Source organism: Williamsia sp. z71, assembly GCF_059553375.1.
Genome location: NZ_JCANWX010000006.1, coordinates 371,006 through 386,141, shown reverse-complemented (window position 1 = coordinate 386,141; position 15,136 = coordinate 371,006). Strand labels below are relative to the sequence as shown.

Sequence of the window (15,136 nt, the reverse complement as noted above, 5' to 3'; positions counted from 1 at the left end):
GACGATCCGCCCCACGTGCAGCGAACTGCACGTGGGGCGGATCGTGTGATGCAAAGCCGACCGCTGGGGGGTCGACCCGATCAGGTCAGCTGACGTTGAGTTCCAGCTCGCCGTCATGGACCTCCACGAAGACCTTGCCGCCGTCGGTGAGGACCTCGTCGAGCAGCAGGTCGGCGATGCGGTCGTCGACCTCCCGCTGGATCGAGCGCCGCAACGGGCGCGCTCCGAACTCCGGTTGATGTCCGTGCTCGGCGATCCAATCGATCGCGGCATCGGTGAAATCGATCTCGATGCCCTTGGCGCCGAGCCGTTTCCGGCTGTCCTCCAACAACAGATCGGTGATCTGGTGCAGCTGTGCCTCGTCGAGCTTGCGGAAGATGACGATCTCATCGATCCGGTTGAGGAACTCCGGCCGCATCGATTCCCGCAACCGACTCATGATCCGGTCACGGATCGGCTTCTCCGCGGCTTCGGCGTCACCGGAGGTGAACCCGAGTCCGCCCGACTTGCTCGAGATGATGTCGGACCCCAGGTTGCTGGTCATGATCAACACGGTGTTCTTGAAGTCGACGGTGCGACCCTGACTATCGGTCAGGCGGCCGTCGTCGAGGACCTGCAACAGCGTGTTGAAGATGTCCGGGTGGGCCTTCTCGATCTCGTCGAACAGGATCACCGAATACGGATTGCGACGGACCTGCTCGGTGAGCTGTCCGGCCTCGCCGTACCCGACGTAGCCCGGAGGGGCACCGATGAGCCGGCTGACGGTGTGACGCTCGCCGTACTCGCTCATGTCCAGGCGCAGCATCTTCGATTCGTCGCCGAACAGCGAGGCGGACAACGCCTTTGCCAGCTCGGTCTTGCCGACGCCGGTGGGTCCGAGGAACAGGAAGCTGCCGACCGGACGATCGGGATCATTCATCCCGGTCCGGTTCCGACGTACCGCTCGGGCGATCGCCCTGACGGCGTCGTCCTGCCCGACGACCCGCTTGTGCAGTTCGTCTTCGAGTCGGCGCAGCCGTTCCTTCTCTTTTTCGGTCATCTGAGAGGCCGGAATGCCGGTCGCCCGCGACACCACATCGGCGATGTCCTCGGCCGTCACGTCGAGCCTGGTTGTCGGCTTGTCGCCGTGACCCTCGAGCCGTGCCTGCAGCCGAGTGATCTGGTCGCGCAGCGCGGATGCCTTCTCGTAGTCCTCGTCGGCGACCGCCTTTTCCTTGGCGGATTCGATGGCGGCGAGCTGCTTGCGAATCCCTTCGCTGTCCGCGCTCGGCGTGGTCAGCTGCATCCGGGCTCCCGCCTGGTCGATCAGGTCGATCGCCTTGTCCGGTAGGAAGCGGTCACCGATGTAGCGGGCGGACAACTCGACCGCGGCGGTGATCGCGTCATCGGAGTAGCGCACACCGTGGTGTTCCTCGTACCGGCCACGCAGACCGGTGAGGATCTCGATGGCGTCGGCGACGCTCGGTTCGGGAACCGTGACTGGCTGGAACCGGCGTTCGAGTGCCGGATCCTTCTCGATGTGCTTGCGGTACTCGTCGAGTGTGGTGGCACCGACGATGTGCAGTTCACCGCGGGCCAGCTTGGGCTTGAGGATGTTTCCGGCATCCATTGAACCGTCGGCCCCGGCACCTGCGCCGGCGATGGTGTGGACCTCGTCGATGAAGACGATCAGCTCGTCGGAGTGCGCGACGATCTCGTCGATCACGCTGTTGAGTCGTTCCTCGAAGTCGCCGCGGTACCGCGTACCGGAGACCATGCTCGACAGATCGAGTTGGACGATCCGTTTGCCGACCAGTCGGTCGGGCACGTCACCGTCCACGATCCGCTGGGCGAGACCTTCCACGATGGCGGTCTTGCCGACACCGGCCTCGCCGACCAGAACCGGGTTGTTCTTGGTGCGCCGAGACAGGATCTCGATGGTCTGCTGGATTTCGTCGGCCCGGCCGACCACCGGATCAACACCGCCCGAACGTGCCCGGTCGGTCAGGTCGAAGCCATACTTGTCGAGATTCGGGGTGGCGTTATCGGACTTTGTGGTCGCTGCCGATCGGCCCTGCAGCGCCTCCTGCAAACCCTGAGGGGTGATCCCGGCAGATGCCAAGAGCCTTCCGGGTGCACGATCCTGATCCCCGGCGAGTGCCAGGAACAGGTGCTCGGGATCGATGTACGTCGAGCCGAAGGCCTGGGCGAGCTGATGGGCCTCGAACACGGTGGTTCGTACAGCCGGGCTCAGTGTGGTGGTGCCGGGACCGGTGATGGTGCCGCGGTTGGGCAGTCTCTCCTCCACGGCGGAGATGACGGTGGCGGGCGCAGCACCGGCGCGTTCCATCAGGTCACGGGTGGGCTCTTGGTCCGCCATGATCCGCAGAATGTGCAGGTTGTCGAGCTCAGAATCGCCGCGCCCGGCTGCGAACTTGGCCGCGTCAGCGACGAGGGCCTGGGTGGATTTGCTCATCAATCGACTGATGTCGATGCGGCGCGGGCCTTCGGGCCCGAAGAATACTGCCATTCGGAAGCCTCCCTGTGAAGAGTTGAGTGCATTCGACTCAATTAACATGAGCGTGGTCCGATCAATTCCCGCACAGCCGTGCCATTCGGCTGAACGACATGATGTGCATCACACCCGACTGAACTCGGAAAGCCCGTGTATTGCTGTCGAGGGTGCTCGTCATGGCCGGAGCTGCAGTACCCGTACCCGGGTGGTTCTCGTCCATCAACCAGGACGGTGGGGTCGCGGTCGGTGATATCGGCGGCGGGGACGGCGCGGGCCGTCGACGATTCGAACGGGCCCAGTTCCGGTCAGATCACCGTCGGCTGGGGTCTGACCGTCTTCGGACATCGCGTCGACGGCTGGAGTGTGTGGGCCGGCTGGTACCTGCTGTGTGTGGTTGGCACCCACGGTGTTCCGTCGATCGGACGGCGGCTGAACATCTCGTGACGGACTCAGTCGGTCGCCTGGTCGATCACGCCGGCGGCCTGGTCGACCCAGAAGGCGGCGTGCGCTCGACCGGTTGCCGCGGCGGCGTCGACGTCCCCGGTCGTCGCCAGCACGTCGGCGGCCGCGTTCGCGGTCTCGGTCGTCCCGAGGAGCAGCAGTTCGGGTGCACCGAACAGTACTGCCGACGCCGTGTTGATGCCGTCGACCGCGGCGGCCTGTTGCTCTGTGGTGACGATGGCCGTCGATGGCGGGTTCGGTGTGACCGGTCGATCGAGCGCCTCGAGTACCCGCGCGCGTCCGGTGTCGATGTCCTGCCCGTCCGCGGTTTTCATCGCTTCGACGACGGCGACCGTGAGCGCGTTCTGCGCGCGGGGCAGTACCAGGGTCAGGTCGTTGACGATGATTCCCGTCATCGCCGCATGTGCCGGTTCGGTGACCGAATGTGCCGCAACGCCAGTGGAACTCGGAACCGATTCGGTGGTCTCATATGCTGCGGCAAAGACTCCGGGTGACCTGGCAGCAGCGATCGGTACGGTGGTCACACCCGCGATGAGGTACGGGCAGATGAGACTGCAATACAGAGATTGATTGCGAATCACCGCGGCCGGTATCTCGCCGGTGATCACTGCCGCCGGCCGCACGCCGTGTGACACCGCACCGGCGGATCGGGGGTTGTCGGCCGACGTGGCGCCGAAGATGAGGGCGACGACAGCCGTGACCGAGGCTGTCAGGCCGGTGAATGCACGAACAGTCGGGCGCATTGGTCGACCCCCCAGGTGAGTCGTCGGCGGATGGCGGTGTGCACTGGAATCTACGCTCGTCGTCGCACCGTCACCCACTGTTCGTTCGCATACGGACGAGTCGGAGGAGCCTTTGCCGACTTTGCCTCCGTCGATCGGATCGCGTAACGCTCGGGGTCGGATAGCGTGTTTGCCTGAGGCTCCGCCGCCACGACCTGAAAGAGGTTCGAGTATGGACGACACAGATTCGACCCTGGAAGTGCTCTCCGCCAAACGCCTGGATCTGGCCCGCGACGATGCGCACGGACGGAGCGCCGACATCCTGGTTCACGATGGCCCGCTGAGGCAGAGCGTCGTCGCAATGATCGCTGGTTCTGAACTCGGAGAACACAATTCGCCGCCCGCTGCCAGTCTGCTGGTACTTCGCGGCTCGATCAGGGTGTCGAGTGGGGCAGGGGACGTCGTGATCGGTGCGGGCGAACTTCGTGGGCTTCCGCATCACCGGCATAGCCTCACCGCGATCGAAGACTCCGTCTTCATCCTGACAACGGTCACCGGTACCGGTGAACCCTCTCGTCGCTGATCGAACCGGACGGCCGGTCCTTCGAGCCCGGTATACTTAGCCCTTGCGCTAACTGTCCATGTGTTGATAGTTTGCCTTATGGCTCAGTATCAGAAGGATTTGAACGGCGTATTTCAGGCCCTCGCCGACCCGACCCGTCGAGCGGTGCTGGGGCGACTGGGCCAGGGGCCGGCCGGCATCACGGAGCTGGCCCAGCCGTTCGACATGGCGCTGCCGTCATTCATGAAACACATCCGCCTGCTCGAGAGCACTGGGTGGATTCGTACGCAGAAAGTCGGACGGGTCAGGACCTGCGCAATCGAGAAGGAGCAGTTCACGGTCGCCGAGAGCTGGCTGGCGGAGCAGCGCGCACTCTGGGAGGGCCGCACTGACCGACTCGAACAATTCGTCCTGTCCGACCAGAGTGACCAACCCGATCAAGCAGGTACTTCCCCCGACCAGAATTCCCCTGAAAACGAGGAGACCGCATCATGATCACCACCGATTCTGCCCTCGACCTCACCGTGTCCCGAATCATCAAGGCACCGCGAGACGCCGTGTGGTCGGCCTGGACCGACCCCGCGAAGTTCGCCCAATGGTGGCTGCCCGCGCCGGCGACGTGCCGGGTCGCGCACATGGATCTGCGCCCGGGTGGCGCGTTCGAAACCGAGATGAGCGAGGACGGGATCGACTTCACGCCGCACATTACCGGCTGCTTTCTCGCGGTCGACGATCGGGAACGCATCGTCTTCACCACCGCGCTGGTCGCCGGCTGGCGGCCGGCGCCCGAACCCTTCATCACCGCTGTCATCACGTTCGCCGATCATCCCGACGGCACGGAGTATGTGGCCACCGCGATGCACAAGGACGGCGCGGACCGACAGATGCACGACTCGATGGGGTTTCACGATGGGTGGGGGACCGTCACGCGCCAGCTCTCCGAACTGGTCGAGCGCGGGGTTTGACGGCTCACTCGGTGACAAACGTGTGCCGAAATGTCCTGTGCGCGTTGTCCAGATAGAGTGACCGGCCGGGTTCGTCGATGCCGTGGGCGTAGTCCTCGATCCACTTGCACCTGGCCAGAAATGCGGCGCGTTCGAGAAGACTGCGCTCGCCGATCCCGGCGATGCGGGCGACTGCCTTGGCCGCGCCGGGTCCGAGGTCCCGATAGATCAGCGCGATGTCCCGGGCCGGATCGGTGAGAGCGGCGTCGGTCCAGTCGATGATTCCCGACAACACCCCTGAAGCCGGGTCGACGAGAAGGTGTTCGGCACCCAAGTCGTTGTGGCACAAGGTCCGATAGGCCGGGTTCGCCGGTGGCGGTGTGGCCAGGAAACGCCGGATCTGTGGACGCTGGTCCGCAGGGAGGTGGGGGTCGATCCGGTTCGCGATGGATCTCGTCTCCACAAGCCACAGCTCGAGCGGATGGTCATCGTGTGGCAGATCGACGTCATCGGACAGTCGGTGCAGGGTGCGCAGAACGGTCCCCAGCCGGTCGGTCAAGGCAGGCGAACCGAGCTGACTGTACGAGCGTCGTGTCGAAAGCAGGTACGGCTGTCCCGGCAGCTTTCGGTAGACGACCACTCCGGCGACTTCATCGGTGACGAGGAAATCGGGGACGGCGACGTCCAGTTCGGGCCCCAGACGTGCGAGCAGTCTGCTCTCGGTTGCCACGGCAACGGCTCGGTGTGGTGTGGGCTGCACATTGACGCGAACGATGAACTCGTCGGCGACATCGATCACCAGATTTTCGTCCCCCCGGGACAAGATCCGATACCGGGCATCGGGGCCCCACAAGCGGTGTTCGGAACACAGCTTGCCGACCAGCGACCCGATCTCTTCCACCGATGTGGTTTTGGAGGACACCCACTCAAATGTAGCGCTCATCTGTCCTCCTCGGCGGTGTGGACGACCGGCTTCGCGCGATCGGTATGGCAAGTCAACGCCCTGGTCCGGGCTCTCACGAATCGTTCACAGTCAGCCGTCCGGGCACCGATTGCTGCACCAAAAGGCAGCCGGTCACCGCGGTGTTCAGTCTCGGACGCTGCGTGGGCCCAGGACCTGCGCACCGAGCGCGGTCACCCGCGTGCGCAGTTCCCGGTCGGCGGTGACCACGGCGCAGGGTCGATCCGAGTTGGTGGCGACGAGCGCGACGATCTGATCGTCGCCGGATCCCGGGGCGTTCACCACCTCCACGGTCGGTGAGGAATCGACCCCGCGGGCCTGTCCCTCGACGACGAGGATGACCTGTGGGTGGTCGGCTCCGGTGAATCCAGGTTCGGAGACCCCATTATCGGCAAGGTCTGCCAGGCCGTCGCGCAGTCGCTCGGTCGCCGCTTTTCGGTCACGCCACCATCCGTCGGGTTTGGACCCCACCACGTTGGCCGCATCGACCACGATGACCGGGCGCGGTTGTGGGACTGATTGATTCTGCGGCATCCGCCCATTGTGAGCGCACGTTTGGCACCCGGACCAGTTTTCGTTGCCTGGCGGTTCAGTGTTGCCTGGCTAGGATCAAGGGATGCGATTCGGAATGTTCGTTCCCCAGGGTTGGCGTTTGGATCTGGTCGGTATCGACCCCGCACAGCAGTGGACGGTGATGCGTGACCTCGCGCTCCGTGCCGACCAGGGCGAATGGGATTCGTTATGGGTCTATGACCACTTCCACACAGTTCCGGCGCCCACCGAGGAGGCCACGCACGAAGCGTGGACTCTGATGGCGGCACTGGCGGCATCGACCTCGCGGGTCCGGCTCGGTCAGATGTGTACAGCGATGAGCTACCGCAACCCGGCATATCTGGCGAAGGTGGCGGCCACCACCGACCTCATCTCCGGTGGGCGGGTGGAGATGGGAATCGGCGGCGGCTGGTACGAACACGAATGGCGTGCATATGGTTACGGATTCCCCTCTGCCGGAGAACGTCTCGGTCGGCTGGACGAGGGCGTGCAGATCATGAAACAGGCCTGGACGACCGGATCGGCGACACTCGACGGCAAGCACTATCAGGTCGACGGGGCCATCTGCCGCCCACTTCCGTTGCAGGACGGCGGTATTCCGTTGTGGATCGCCGGCGGCGGCGAGAAGGTCACGCTGAAGATCGCCGCAAAGTATGCGCAGTACACGAACTTCGATGGCACACCAGAAGGTTTTGCGCACAAATCGGCGATCCTTCGTGAGCACTGCGACAACGTCGGTACCGACTTCGATGCCATCGTGCGTTCGGCCAACTACAACATCGCGATCGGCAGCACCGAGGCCGAGGTGCAGCAACGACTGGACACCCTGGTCGAGCGTCTGACCCCGTACGTCGGCCCCGAAAAGGCCGAGGCCTCGTTGGGTGCATTCCGCGGCATGCCGGGCGTCGGGACGCCCGACCAGATCATCGACAAGCTCGGCGCACTCAAAGATCAGGGCCTGTCTTACGGCATCTGCTACTTCCCGGAAGCCGCTTATGATCTGTCGGGCATCGAACTCTTCGAGAAAGAAGTCCTTCCCGCGCTCCGCTAGGCGTCGGGCGTTCCGGTGCCGAGATAGAAGGCGGTGGTACGCATCTCAGCGGCCCGAGCGAGTTCCTCCGGGGTTCCCGACGCAATCGAGGCATCGGCCCAACGCCGGCTGCTGTCGGACAGGAAGGTCTGGGCCTGCTCGGTCTGTGCCCAGGCGGTGTCCTGAGCCGGCGCCGCGCCGCTGTTGGCGAGATGGTGCGCCAGGCCGAGCAGGCCCAGGTCCCACCCGATACCGACGGCGCCGGGGCCGAAGGCCTGCCACCGCAGCGGCTCGACGTCCGCGGTGTGCTCGAGGACGAGTCGCGAGCGCGCTGCGCCGTCCGACTCGACGCGGACGGACAGTTCGCTGACCTCGCCGCCGAACTCCCAGCTGACGGTGAAGCCGCGCGGTGCCTCGCAGCTCTTGATGGTGCCGCCGGCGTTGCCCTCGATCTGATAGGTACCGCCGAGGCGGAGATCGCCCTTGACCGGTGCGAACCACCGCACCAGACGCTCGGGGTCGGTGCAGGCATCCCACAGCTCATCGATCGAGGTGGGGTAGTACTGCTGCAACGACGCCACCGTCCTGACCACCGATCCGTTGTCGGTGACGGTGACGGTCCTGCTCACGGCGTCGATCTGTCCCTGCGCGGTGGTGGCGAGGTCCGGGTCGGTCATTGTCTGCTCCTGGAGGGTCGGTGCGGGGTGTGTTCATTCTCCGTTGTGGTCCGGTCCGGCCACAAAGGTGGTCGGACACGGAGTTTCTTTGTGAGAATGTTGCGGTGAGCGACTTCCACCCCGACCGGCATCTATACGGAGATGCCGGCGCTTCTGTTCGCATCGTCGAATACGGCGACTTCCAGTGCCCCGGCTGCAAGATGCTGGCCCCGGTCCTCAAGCAGCTGGTCGACGAGTCCGGTGGCCGGATCTGCCTGGTGTTCCGGCATTTTCCGGTGTTCGAGGTACATCCTTTCGCCCTGACGGCGGCGCTTGCCGCGGAGGCCTCCGGCGGCCGGTTCTGGGAGATGCATGAGCAGCTCTACAGCCACCAAGACCATCTCGATGACGACAGTCTGGCCGAGTACGCCGCGCGCGCCGGTGTCGCCGGTGCGGTGACCGGTCTGCAGGCGCAGCAGTACAAGGCGGGCGTCTCGGCCGACTACACGCTGGGGATCGACGAAGGGGTGCGTGCGACCCCGGCATTGTTCATCAACGGGGTCCGATACGAGGGACCCTTCGAACTCGACGCCCTGCGAGCAGCCGCCGCCGGCCACTGATCGCTTCAGCGCCCCGTGGGGTCGAGCCATGGTCCGTCCGGGAGACCCGGCGGGTTGTCGACGTCGTCGACACTGCACAGCGGAAGTCGCTCACCGAGATAGCGGAGCAGGACCGACCCGAGGATCGCGGCGATGGCGGAGCCGGCCAGGACCCCGATCTTGGCGTCCTGCCGGAGCACCGGATCGGTGAACGCGAGGTCGGTGATGAACAGCGAGATGGTGAATCCGATGCCGGCCAGCGCGGCACCGCCGATCAGATGCCCGTACCGTACCTGCCCGGGTAGGCGGCCCCAGCCGAGTTTGAGTGCGATGCCCGCGGCAACCGAGATGCCCACGCCGTTGCCCACCACCAGTGCCACGATGATGCCGATGGTCACCGACGAGGAGGCCGCCGCCGACAGTGCGTCCGCGTTGAGCAGGACCCCGGCGTTCGCCAGACCGAACAGGGGCACCACCACCAGTGCGCTCACCGGGTGCAGGGCATCTTGCAGCCGTTCATTGGCCGGGACCGTCGCCCGCAGGGCGGTCGCGGCCAGTCTGGCTCGTCGGGCATCGGTCCGCTGCAACGCCAGTCGGCCATAGATCCGGACGCGCACCTGCTGTTCGGGTTCGACCGCAGCCGTCGGGATCAAGATCCCGAGGATGACCCCGGCCAACGTGGGATGGAGGCCCGACTCGTAGACGGCAGCCCACAACACGAGTCCGACCAGGATGTACGGGCGCAACATCCAGACCCCGGCCCACCGCATCACGGCCAGCGCGGCAACCGCCACGATGACCACGGCCAGGGCCGGGAGCGAGATGTCATCGGTATAGAACGCCGCCAGCACGGTGATCGCACCGATGTCGTCGACGATGGCGAGAGTGAGCAGGAAAAGCCGGATCTGGTCGGGGCAACGCGGACCGAACAAGGCCAGGATCCCGAGTAGGAACGCGGTGTCCGTGGAGATGGGGATACCCCAGCCGGCCGCCGCCGGACCGGTCGGCTGGAAGGCCAGATAGATCAGTGCGGGGAGGAACAACCCGCCGAGCGCACCGAGCACCGGGATGATGACGGTGCTGCGATCACGCAGATCGCCGACGGTCACCTCCCGGCTGATCTCCAGTCCGACAACCAGGAAGAAGATCGCCATCGCCGCGTCGTTGATGATGTGCTGCAGATCCAGTTCGGTGGACCAGCTGCCCACCTGCAGCACCACTTCGGTGTGCCAGAACGTGAAGTAGCTGTCCCCGGGCAGGTTCGCCCACACCAGTGCGAGGACGGTGGCGGCGAGCAGCAGACCCGCGCTACCCGACTCCTTGGACAGAAATTGCAGTGTGCGGGGGGAGGTCGGCCGCCTCGCCGACCGCAGCCGCGTGGTCGGACCCGGGCCGACGGGCAGCGCCGCTGTCCCATGGTTGTCGCTGGGCATGCTGGTTATTGTGCGCCAAAGGCCCGGCTTGTACCGGCCATGGCTCCAGGGAAACACCTACTGTGGATCATCTGACGTGACCAGAGCGCGCACTGTGGCGCCGAGCGGGAGACACCTGAGATGACTGAAGATCACACCGTGGTGACGACCACGAATGGTCCGGTTCGGGGACTCGATGACGGAACCACCACCTCGTGGCGTGGGATCCGTTACGCCGCACCGCCGGTTGGGCGCCTGCGGTGGCGAGCGCCCGTGCCTCCGGAGCCGTGGACCGATGTTGCCGACGCGACGGTGTTCGGCGCGGTGGCACCACAACCGAGCAACCCGGTGATCCGACTCGGTCCGGACGTCAGCCAGGACGAGGACTGCCTGAGTCTCAATGTCTGGTCGGCGTCGACCGTCGACCGCAACGACCGGCGTCCGGTGATGGTCTGGCTGCACGGAGGCGCGTACGTCTTCGGGTCGTCCAGCCAGCCGCTCTACGACGGACGTGCCCTGGTTGCGGGCGGCGATGTGGTGCTGGTGACGGTGAACTACCGCCTCGGTGCGCTGGGGTTTCTCGATCTGTCGTCCTACAGCACCGACGAGCGGACGTTCGACTCGAATCTGGCTCTGCGCGACATCATCCTGGCCCTGGAATGGGTCCGCGACAACATCGCGGAATTCGGTGGTGATCCCGATCGGGTGACGCTGTTCGGTGAATCGGCCGGTGGTTCGCTGGTGACCACGTTGTTGACCATCCCGTCGGCGCGTGGCCTGTTCGCCCGGGCGATCGCTCAGAGTGCCCCGGCGACATCGGTGTACGACAGTGCCCGCGCGGCGCGGATCGCGGGGATGTTCTTGGAGAACGTGGGGGTCGAGGCGGGTGATGCCGCGGCTCTGGAGGGTCTCGCGGTGAACCGGGTCGTCGCCGCCGGTCTGGCATTGTTCAACGATGTACCGGCCGGAACCCCGGGCACGTTGGCGTTTGCGCCGACGGTCGATCGTGACCTCCTGCCGGACTACCCGTTGCAGGCCTACCGGGCCGGACGGTCTCATCCCGTGCCGCTGATCATCGGCACCAACAAAGATGAAGCGTCCCTGTTCAGGTGGATGAAATCGCCGTTGATGCCGGTCACCCCGGACGCGATCCGTGCGATGTTCGCCGAGATCGCCAGTGAGCAGCCAGGGTTGGCCCTGCCGTCCGAAGCCGAGATCGGCTCGGCCTATACCGGTATGAAACTCAAGGCCGCCGGTCTCGCCGTGGCGCGGGATATCGGGTTTCGGATGCCGACGCTGTGGCTGGCCGACGCGCACAGCGCGGTGGCTCCGGTTTATCTCTACCGATTCGACTGGGCCACACCGATGTTGCGGGTGCTTCGGGTCGGTGCCACGCACGCCACCGAGTTGCCGTACATGTGGGGAAACCTGGTGATCGGCACCAAGGACATCACCTTCAAACTCGGTGGGATGAAGGTGGGTAAGGAGTTGAGCGCCCGCATGTTGAAGCGTTGGGTGTCGTTCGCCGTCGCCGGAACTCCGGAAGGCATGCCCGGAGATCCGGAGTGGCCACCCTACGAATCCGGGAGACGCGCGACGCTCGTGATCGATCGGAAGGACGAGGTCGTCGACGACCTGGACAAGGCGCTGCGTCAGGCCTGGGGGGACGATGTCCTGAATTTCCGTTAGCAGGATGGGCCTTCGCGATTGTCTGACGTTTCGTGGCGCGGCCTGAAATCTCCTCAGGTCCACAACGAATATGCTGTGCGACATGGATCGCGCGCCACGGGCACCACGACATCGCATCGATCCGCGGGCCCGGTGGTACTGGCTGATCGAATGTGGTCTCTGGTTGCTCGTGAGCGTGATCGCTCTGCTCCTGCCGGCGATCATCTGGACCGCGGTACGGCCCGGCTTCCTGATCGCCTCGGCCGTTGTCGGGACGGTGCTGCTGTGCTGGTCGGTGACGATGCCGATCTTGCGGTACCGGGTCCACCGGTGGGAGGCGACGAGCACAGCGGTCTACGCGAAGACGGGATGGCTCTCCCGGGAGTGGAAGGTCGCGCCACTGTCGCGGATCCAATCGGTGGAGGCCAAACGCAATCCGCTGCACCAGTTGCTGGGTTTGGCGCAGGTCTCGGTGACAACGGCATCTGCGCACGGCGACATCGTCATTCAGGGTCTCGACAAGGACGTCGCCGACGACCTGGTGGCCGAGCTGACCGTGGCCACGGAGGGAACTCTCGGAGACGCGACGTGAGTGAGGTTCCGGCTCAAGAGATCACGGCAGAGCAGGGGTGGCAGCGCCTCGACCGGGGGATGATCGGCGCGGCGCTGATCAGGATGGTCATTCTCATCGCCCCGGTGGTGTTCGGGTGGGTGTTCCTGGGACAGCGTGATCCGTCGGTCGCCGGCACTCTGATCGTCCTGACCGCAATGGCGGTGTTGGTGCCGAGCTTCTACATCTTGCAGTACCTGCGATTTCGATATCGGCTGACCGCCACCGAATTACAGATCACCTCCGGGCTGTTCGTCCGCCGTACCCAACGGATCCCGCTGCACCGGGTCCGGACCGTGGACATCATCGCCAAACCCGTGCTGCGACTGCTCTCGCTCGCGATCGTGACCATCGGAACGGGGGAGCAGGTCACCGCGGGCAATTCGGCGTTGCGGCTGGATGCGGTGAGCGCCCGCGTCGCGGCAGCGCTGCGCGCCGACCTGCTGGCCGCCGCCGGCATGCAGCGCGCCGGGACACCTGACTCCGCGTCACCCGGCACCGACACGTCGACGGTTGATCCCGGGCCGGTGGTCCTGCGGTTGCGGTGGCTGTGGATGGTCTACGCCATCGTCGGGGTGTGGTCGCTGGTTGCCCCGGCGGCGATCTTCGGGTTTGCGTACCAGGGTCTACAGGTTGTGGGTCGTAGTCCCGACACCGTTGTGGGCTGGTACTTTTCGGAATACCTCGAGCAGGTGTCGTTCACGCAGTGGTTGTCGACCACGGTCGGGGTCTTTGTGCTGATCGGTGTCGTCGGTGCCGCAGCCCTCTTTGTGGAGGCGTGGTGGAACTACACGCTGGTGCATGAAGAGCACGGACGTTTCGTGGCCACCCGCGGGCTGTTGACGACGCGGTCGTTCACCGTCGACCAGTCCAGGCTGCGTGGTGTGACGGTGTCCGATCCGCTGACGACGCGGGTCCTGGGAGGGGCTCGGCTCGTTCCGATCCTGACGGGCGTCAGCGCGGACCAGCAGAACACGAAATCTGGGGTGCTGGTACCGACCACCACCCGCGACGTTCCGATCATGTTGGCCAACACCCTGTTGTCGCAGCAGGTGCTCAGTGATGAGAGATTCGGGAACCACTGGCTTCACGGGCATCCGCCGGCGGCTCGGCGGCGGATCATGTTCCGCTACCTCGGACCCGTGGTTGTCGTCGCGGCGGCACTGTCGGTGGCCGTCCACCTGTGGTCATGGCCGCCTGGGCTGTTCGTGATTCCGGTGGTCGCCGCGGCAGCGCTCTATCCGGCGGCGATCGGCAACTTTTCCGGTCTGGGCCATCGGATCGAGGACGGCTACCTGTTCAGCCGCCGCGGGTACTTCTTTCGGCGATTCGACGCGGTGCAATTGCGCGGTGTCAGCGGCGTCGCGGTGTGCCAGACGATCTTTCAACGACGGGTCGGTCTGGCATCGGTCATCGCGACCACCGCCTCGGGTGAGAAGGCCTATCACGTCGTCGATGTCGATCTGGCGACCGCGACGGATCTTGCGGTCGCGCTCGGTGGACGCGTGTTCGTCAGCTGAGCGCGGCCGGGCTGTGGTCGCGGGCAGGTTCGATGGGTAGCCACAGTTCCCCGGTGCCGGTCGGCTTGTCGTCGGAGAGTTGGACCCGAACCATTTCAGGTCCATCAATGAGCTGGAACGGGTTGGCAGGGAACCACTCCGAATAAGCGGCGGACCACAGTTGCTGGAGGGATTCGGGGAGCGGGCCGGAGGATTCGAAAACGACCCAGAGTCCGGCCGCGACGTCGAGGTTGTCGAGGCCTTCTGGGGCGGGGCGACTCGTGACAATCGCGTGGTAGTAGTCGAGTTCGGTTCCCTCTGCACGCGTCTCGTCGAAGTCTGTGCAAACGGAGATGATTCCGAGTGGATCCTGGTCGCAGAGTTCGGTGAGGGCCGCATCGAGCGAGTCTGGGATGCTGCGTTCGAACTCGATGATCGCCGGGTTGGGTCCGGAGTACACCAAGGGAATGCGGCGTTTGCGTCCGACGATCCGGAACGAGTCCTTCTGGACAAGGCGGTATTGCATATCTGTCCGTCCTTCGATGGTGAGGTGAAATGTCAGTCGCGGTTGGGAACGCAGGCGGGTACCGGGTTGTCTCGCTTCGGCGGGTCCCACACCGTGCATCCGTTTGAAGGCCCGGGTGAACGCATCGGCGGACGTGTAGCCGTACCTCACGGCGATGTCGATGATGGACTCGTCGCCACCGACGACCGCTGGGGCGGCAACCGTGAGTCGACGACGTCGGATGTAATCAGACAAGGACATTCCGGAGAGTGCGGAGAAGACCCGTCGAAAGTGATGCTCGGAGGTCAGTGCCAGGCGAGCCAGTTCGGACACGTCGATGGCACCCTCGAGATGTTCCTCGATGGCGTCCATTGCGCGATTCCAGCGTTCCATGGGAGTCACGCTAGGGGCTCAGGGAGCCCGTCCGCCCGACAATCGGTGCCCGGATCTGTCGGGTCGA

Annotated in this window: 16 protein-coding genes; 9 read left to right on the top strand and 7 right to left on the bottom strand. The window is 65.1% G+C overall.

Annotated elements, in window-relative coordinates; translation table 11 throughout:
• Positions 1 to 85 precede the first annotated feature (85 nt).
• The gene (locus tag AC51GR_RS17010) at positions 86 to 2,509 is read right to left on the bottom strand and encodes an ATP-dependent Clp protease ATP-binding subunit (protein WP_496325806.1); all 2,424 of its coding nucleotides are present in this window, start codon (positions 2,507 to 2,509) and stop codon (positions 86 to 88) included.
• 231 nt (positions 2,510 to 2,740) lie between these two features.
• Between AC51GR_RS17010 and AC51GR_RS17005 the strand changes: the two genes are divergently transcribed.
• Positions 2,741 to 2,938, top strand: coding sequence for a hypothetical protein (locus AC51GR_RS17005; RefSeq protein ID WP_496325805.1), 198 nt, complete (start codon positions 2,741 to 2,743; stop codon positions 2,936 to 2,938).
• A 5-nt stretch (positions 2,939 to 2,943) separates the two neighbouring features.
• On the opposite strand, the gene AC51GR_RS17000 is transcribed toward AC51GR_RS17005, so the two are convergent.
• Positions 2,944 to 3,699 (bottom strand): hypothetical protein, encoded by a 756-nt coding sequence (locus tag AC51GR_RS17000; protein ID WP_496325804.1) that lies wholly within the window; start codon positions 3,697 to 3,699, stop codon positions 2,944 to 2,946.
• Between the two features lie 211 nt (positions 3,700 to 3,910).
• Between AC51GR_RS17000 and AC51GR_RS16995 the strand changes: the two genes are divergently transcribed.
• The 3 genes from AC51GR_RS16995 (at position 3,911) to AC51GR_RS16985 (ending at position 5,205) form a co-directional block, all read left to right on the top strand.
• The gene (locus tag AC51GR_RS16995) at positions 3,911 to 4,261 is read left to right on the top strand and encodes a cupin domain-containing protein (RefSeq protein WP_496325803.1); all 351 of its coding nucleotides are present in this window, start codon (positions 3,911 to 3,913) and stop codon (positions 4,259 to 4,261) included.
• Positions 4,262 to 4,339: 78 nt separating this feature from the next.
• The gene (locus tag AC51GR_RS16990; RefSeq protein ID WP_496325802.1) at positions 4,340 to 4,735 is read left to right on the top strand and encodes an ArsR/SmtB family transcription factor; all 396 of its coding nucleotides are present in this window, start codon (positions 4,340 to 4,342) and stop codon (positions 4,733 to 4,735) included.
• Complete coding sequence (locus tag AC51GR_RS16985; RefSeq protein WP_496325801.1) at positions 4,732 to 5,205, top strand: SRPBCC family protein; 474 nt, start codon at positions 4,732 to 4,734, stop codon at positions 5,203 to 5,205. The genes AC51GR_RS16990 and AC51GR_RS16985 overlap by 4 nt, the downstream gene beginning before the upstream one ends.
• Before the next feature lie 4 nt (positions 5,206 to 5,209).
• Here the strand turns inward: AC51GR_RS16985 and AC51GR_RS16980 are convergent, their stop codons facing one another.
• Complete coding sequence (locus tag AC51GR_RS16980) at positions 5,210 to 6,127, bottom strand: phosphotransferase family protein (RefSeq protein ID WP_496325800.1); 918 nt, start codon at positions 6,125 to 6,127, stop codon at positions 5,210 to 5,212.
• 144 nt (positions 6,128 to 6,271) lie between these two features.
• On the bottom strand, positions 6,272 to 6,679 hold the full coding sequence (locus AC51GR_RS16975; protein WP_496325799.1) for an NTP pyrophosphohydrolase: 408 nt from the start codon (positions 6,677 to 6,679) through the stop codon (positions 6,272 to 6,274).
• Between the two features lie 82 nt (positions 6,680 to 6,761).
• Here AC51GR_RS16975 and AC51GR_RS16970 point away from each other — a divergent pair, with 82 nt between their 5' ends.
• Positions 6,762 to 7,748, top strand: a complete 987-nt coding sequence (locus tag AC51GR_RS16970; protein ID WP_496325798.1) for an LLM class F420-dependent oxidoreductase — start codon at positions 6,762 to 6,764, stop codon at positions 7,746 to 7,748.
• Here AC51GR_RS16970 and AC51GR_RS16965 read toward each other — a convergent pair.
• On the bottom strand, positions 7,745 to 8,404 hold the full coding sequence (locus tag AC51GR_RS16965; protein WP_496325797.1) for an SRPBCC family protein: 660 nt from the start codon (positions 8,402 to 8,404) through the stop codon (positions 7,745 to 7,747). The two genes, AC51GR_RS16970 and AC51GR_RS16965, sit on opposite strands and share 4 nt — an antisense overlap.
• A 104-nt stretch (positions 8,405 to 8,508) precedes the next feature.
• Here AC51GR_RS16965 and AC51GR_RS16960 point away from each other — a divergent pair, with 104 nt between their 5' ends.
• Positions 8,509 to 9,003: a DsbA family protein gene (locus tag AC51GR_RS16960; RefSeq protein WP_496325796.1), complete on the top strand. Its 495-nt coding sequence runs from the start codon at positions 8,509 to 8,511 to the stop codon at positions 9,001 to 9,003.
• A 5-nt stretch (positions 9,004 to 9,008) separates the two neighbouring features.
• On the opposite strand, the gene nhaA is transcribed toward AC51GR_RS16960, so the two are convergent.
• Positions 9,009 to 10,415 carry a Na+/H+ antiporter NhaA gene (gene nhaA, locus AC51GR_RS16955; protein ID WP_496325795.1) on the bottom strand — a complete coding sequence of 469 codons (1,407 nt, stop codon included), beginning with the start codon at positions 10,413 to 10,415 and terminating at the stop codon, positions 9,009 to 9,011.
• A 120-nt stretch (positions 10,416 to 10,535) separates the two neighbouring features.
• Between nhaA and AC51GR_RS16950 the strand changes: the two genes are divergently transcribed.
• The 3 genes from AC51GR_RS16950 to AC51GR_RS16940 all read left to right on the top strand — a co-directional run bounded on the left by AC51GR_RS16950 (position 10,536) and on the right by AC51GR_RS16940 (position 14,192).
• Positions 10,536 to 12,083: a carboxylesterase/lipase family protein gene (locus tag AC51GR_RS16950; protein ID WP_496325794.1), complete on the top strand. Its 1,548-nt coding sequence runs from the start codon at positions 10,536 to 10,538 to the stop codon at positions 12,081 to 12,083.
• Between the two features lie 82 nt (positions 12,084 to 12,165).
• Positions 12,166 to 12,654, top strand: coding sequence for a PH domain-containing protein (locus AC51GR_RS16945; protein ID WP_496325793.1), 489 nt, complete (start codon positions 12,166 to 12,168; stop codon positions 12,652 to 12,654).
• Positions 12,651 to 14,192: a PH domain-containing protein gene (locus AC51GR_RS16940; protein WP_496325792.1), complete on the top strand. Its 1,542-nt coding sequence runs from the start codon at positions 12,651 to 12,653 to the stop codon at positions 14,190 to 14,192. The genes AC51GR_RS16945 and AC51GR_RS16940 overlap by 4 nt, the downstream gene beginning before the upstream one ends.
• Here AC51GR_RS16940 and AC51GR_RS16935 read toward each other — a convergent pair.
• The gene (locus AC51GR_RS16935) at positions 14,185 to 15,069 is read right to left on the bottom strand and encodes an AraC family transcriptional regulator (RefSeq protein ID WP_496325791.1); all 885 of its coding nucleotides are present in this window, start codon (positions 15,067 to 15,069) and stop codon (positions 14,185 to 14,187) included. The two genes, AC51GR_RS16940 and AC51GR_RS16935, sit on opposite strands and share 8 nt — an antisense overlap.
• Positions 15,070 to 15,136 lie beyond the last annotated feature (67 nt).

What these genes read in the sequence shown, in the direction of transcription:
- AC51GR_RS17010 (WP_496325806.1), bottom strand. Translation starts at nt 2,509, where the DNA reads ATGGCAGTATTCTTCGGGCCCGAAGGCCCGCGCCGCATCGACATCAGT.
- AC51GR_RS17000 (WP_496325804.1), bottom strand. Translation starts at nt 3,699, where the DNA reads ATGCGCCCGACTGTTCGTGCATTCACCGGCCTGACAGCCTCGGTCACG.
- AC51GR_RS16995 (WP_496325803.1), top strand. Translation starts at nt 3,911, where the DNA reads ATGGACGACACAGATTCGACCCTGGAAGTGCTCTCCGCCAAACGCCTG.
- AC51GR_RS16990 (WP_496325802.1), top strand. Translation starts at nt 4,340, where the DNA reads ATGGCTCAGTATCAGAAGGATTTGAACGGCGTATTTCAGGCCCTCGCC.
- AC51GR_RS16985 (WP_496325801.1), top strand. Translation starts at nt 4,732, where the DNA reads ATGATCACCACCGATTCTGCCCTCGACCTCACCGTGTCCCGAATCATC.
- AC51GR_RS16980 (WP_496325800.1), bottom strand. Translation starts at nt 6,127, where the DNA reads ATGAGCGCTACATTTGAGTGGGTGTCCTCCAAAACCACATCGGTGGAA.
- AC51GR_RS16975 (WP_496325799.1), bottom strand. Translation starts at nt 6,679, where the DNA reads ATGCCGCAGAATCAATCAGTCCCACAACCGCGCCCGGTCATCGTGGTC.
- AC51GR_RS16970 (WP_496325798.1), top strand. Translation starts at nt 6,762, where the DNA reads ATGCGATTCGGAATGTTCGTTCCCCAGGGTTGGCGTTTGGATCTGGTC.
- AC51GR_RS16965 (WP_496325797.1), bottom strand. Translation starts at nt 8,404, where the DNA reads ATGACCGACCCGGACCTCGCCACCACCGCGCAGGGACAGATCGACGCC.
- nhaA (WP_496325795.1), bottom strand. Translation starts at nt 10,415, where the DNA reads ATGCCCAGCGACAACCATGGGACAGCGGCGCTGCCCGTCGGCCCGGGT.
- AC51GR_RS16950 (WP_496325794.1), top strand. Translation starts at nt 10,536, where the DNA reads ATGACTGAAGATCACACCGTGGTGACGACCACGAATGGTCCGGTTCGG.
- AC51GR_RS16945 (WP_496325793.1), top strand. Translation starts at nt 12,166, where the DNA reads ATGGATCGCGCGCCACGGGCACCACGACATCGCATCGATCCGCGGGCC.
- AC51GR_RS16935 (WP_496325791.1), bottom strand. Translation starts at nt 15,069, where the DNA reads ATGGAACGCTGGAATCGCGCAATGGACGCCATCGAGGAACATCTCGAG.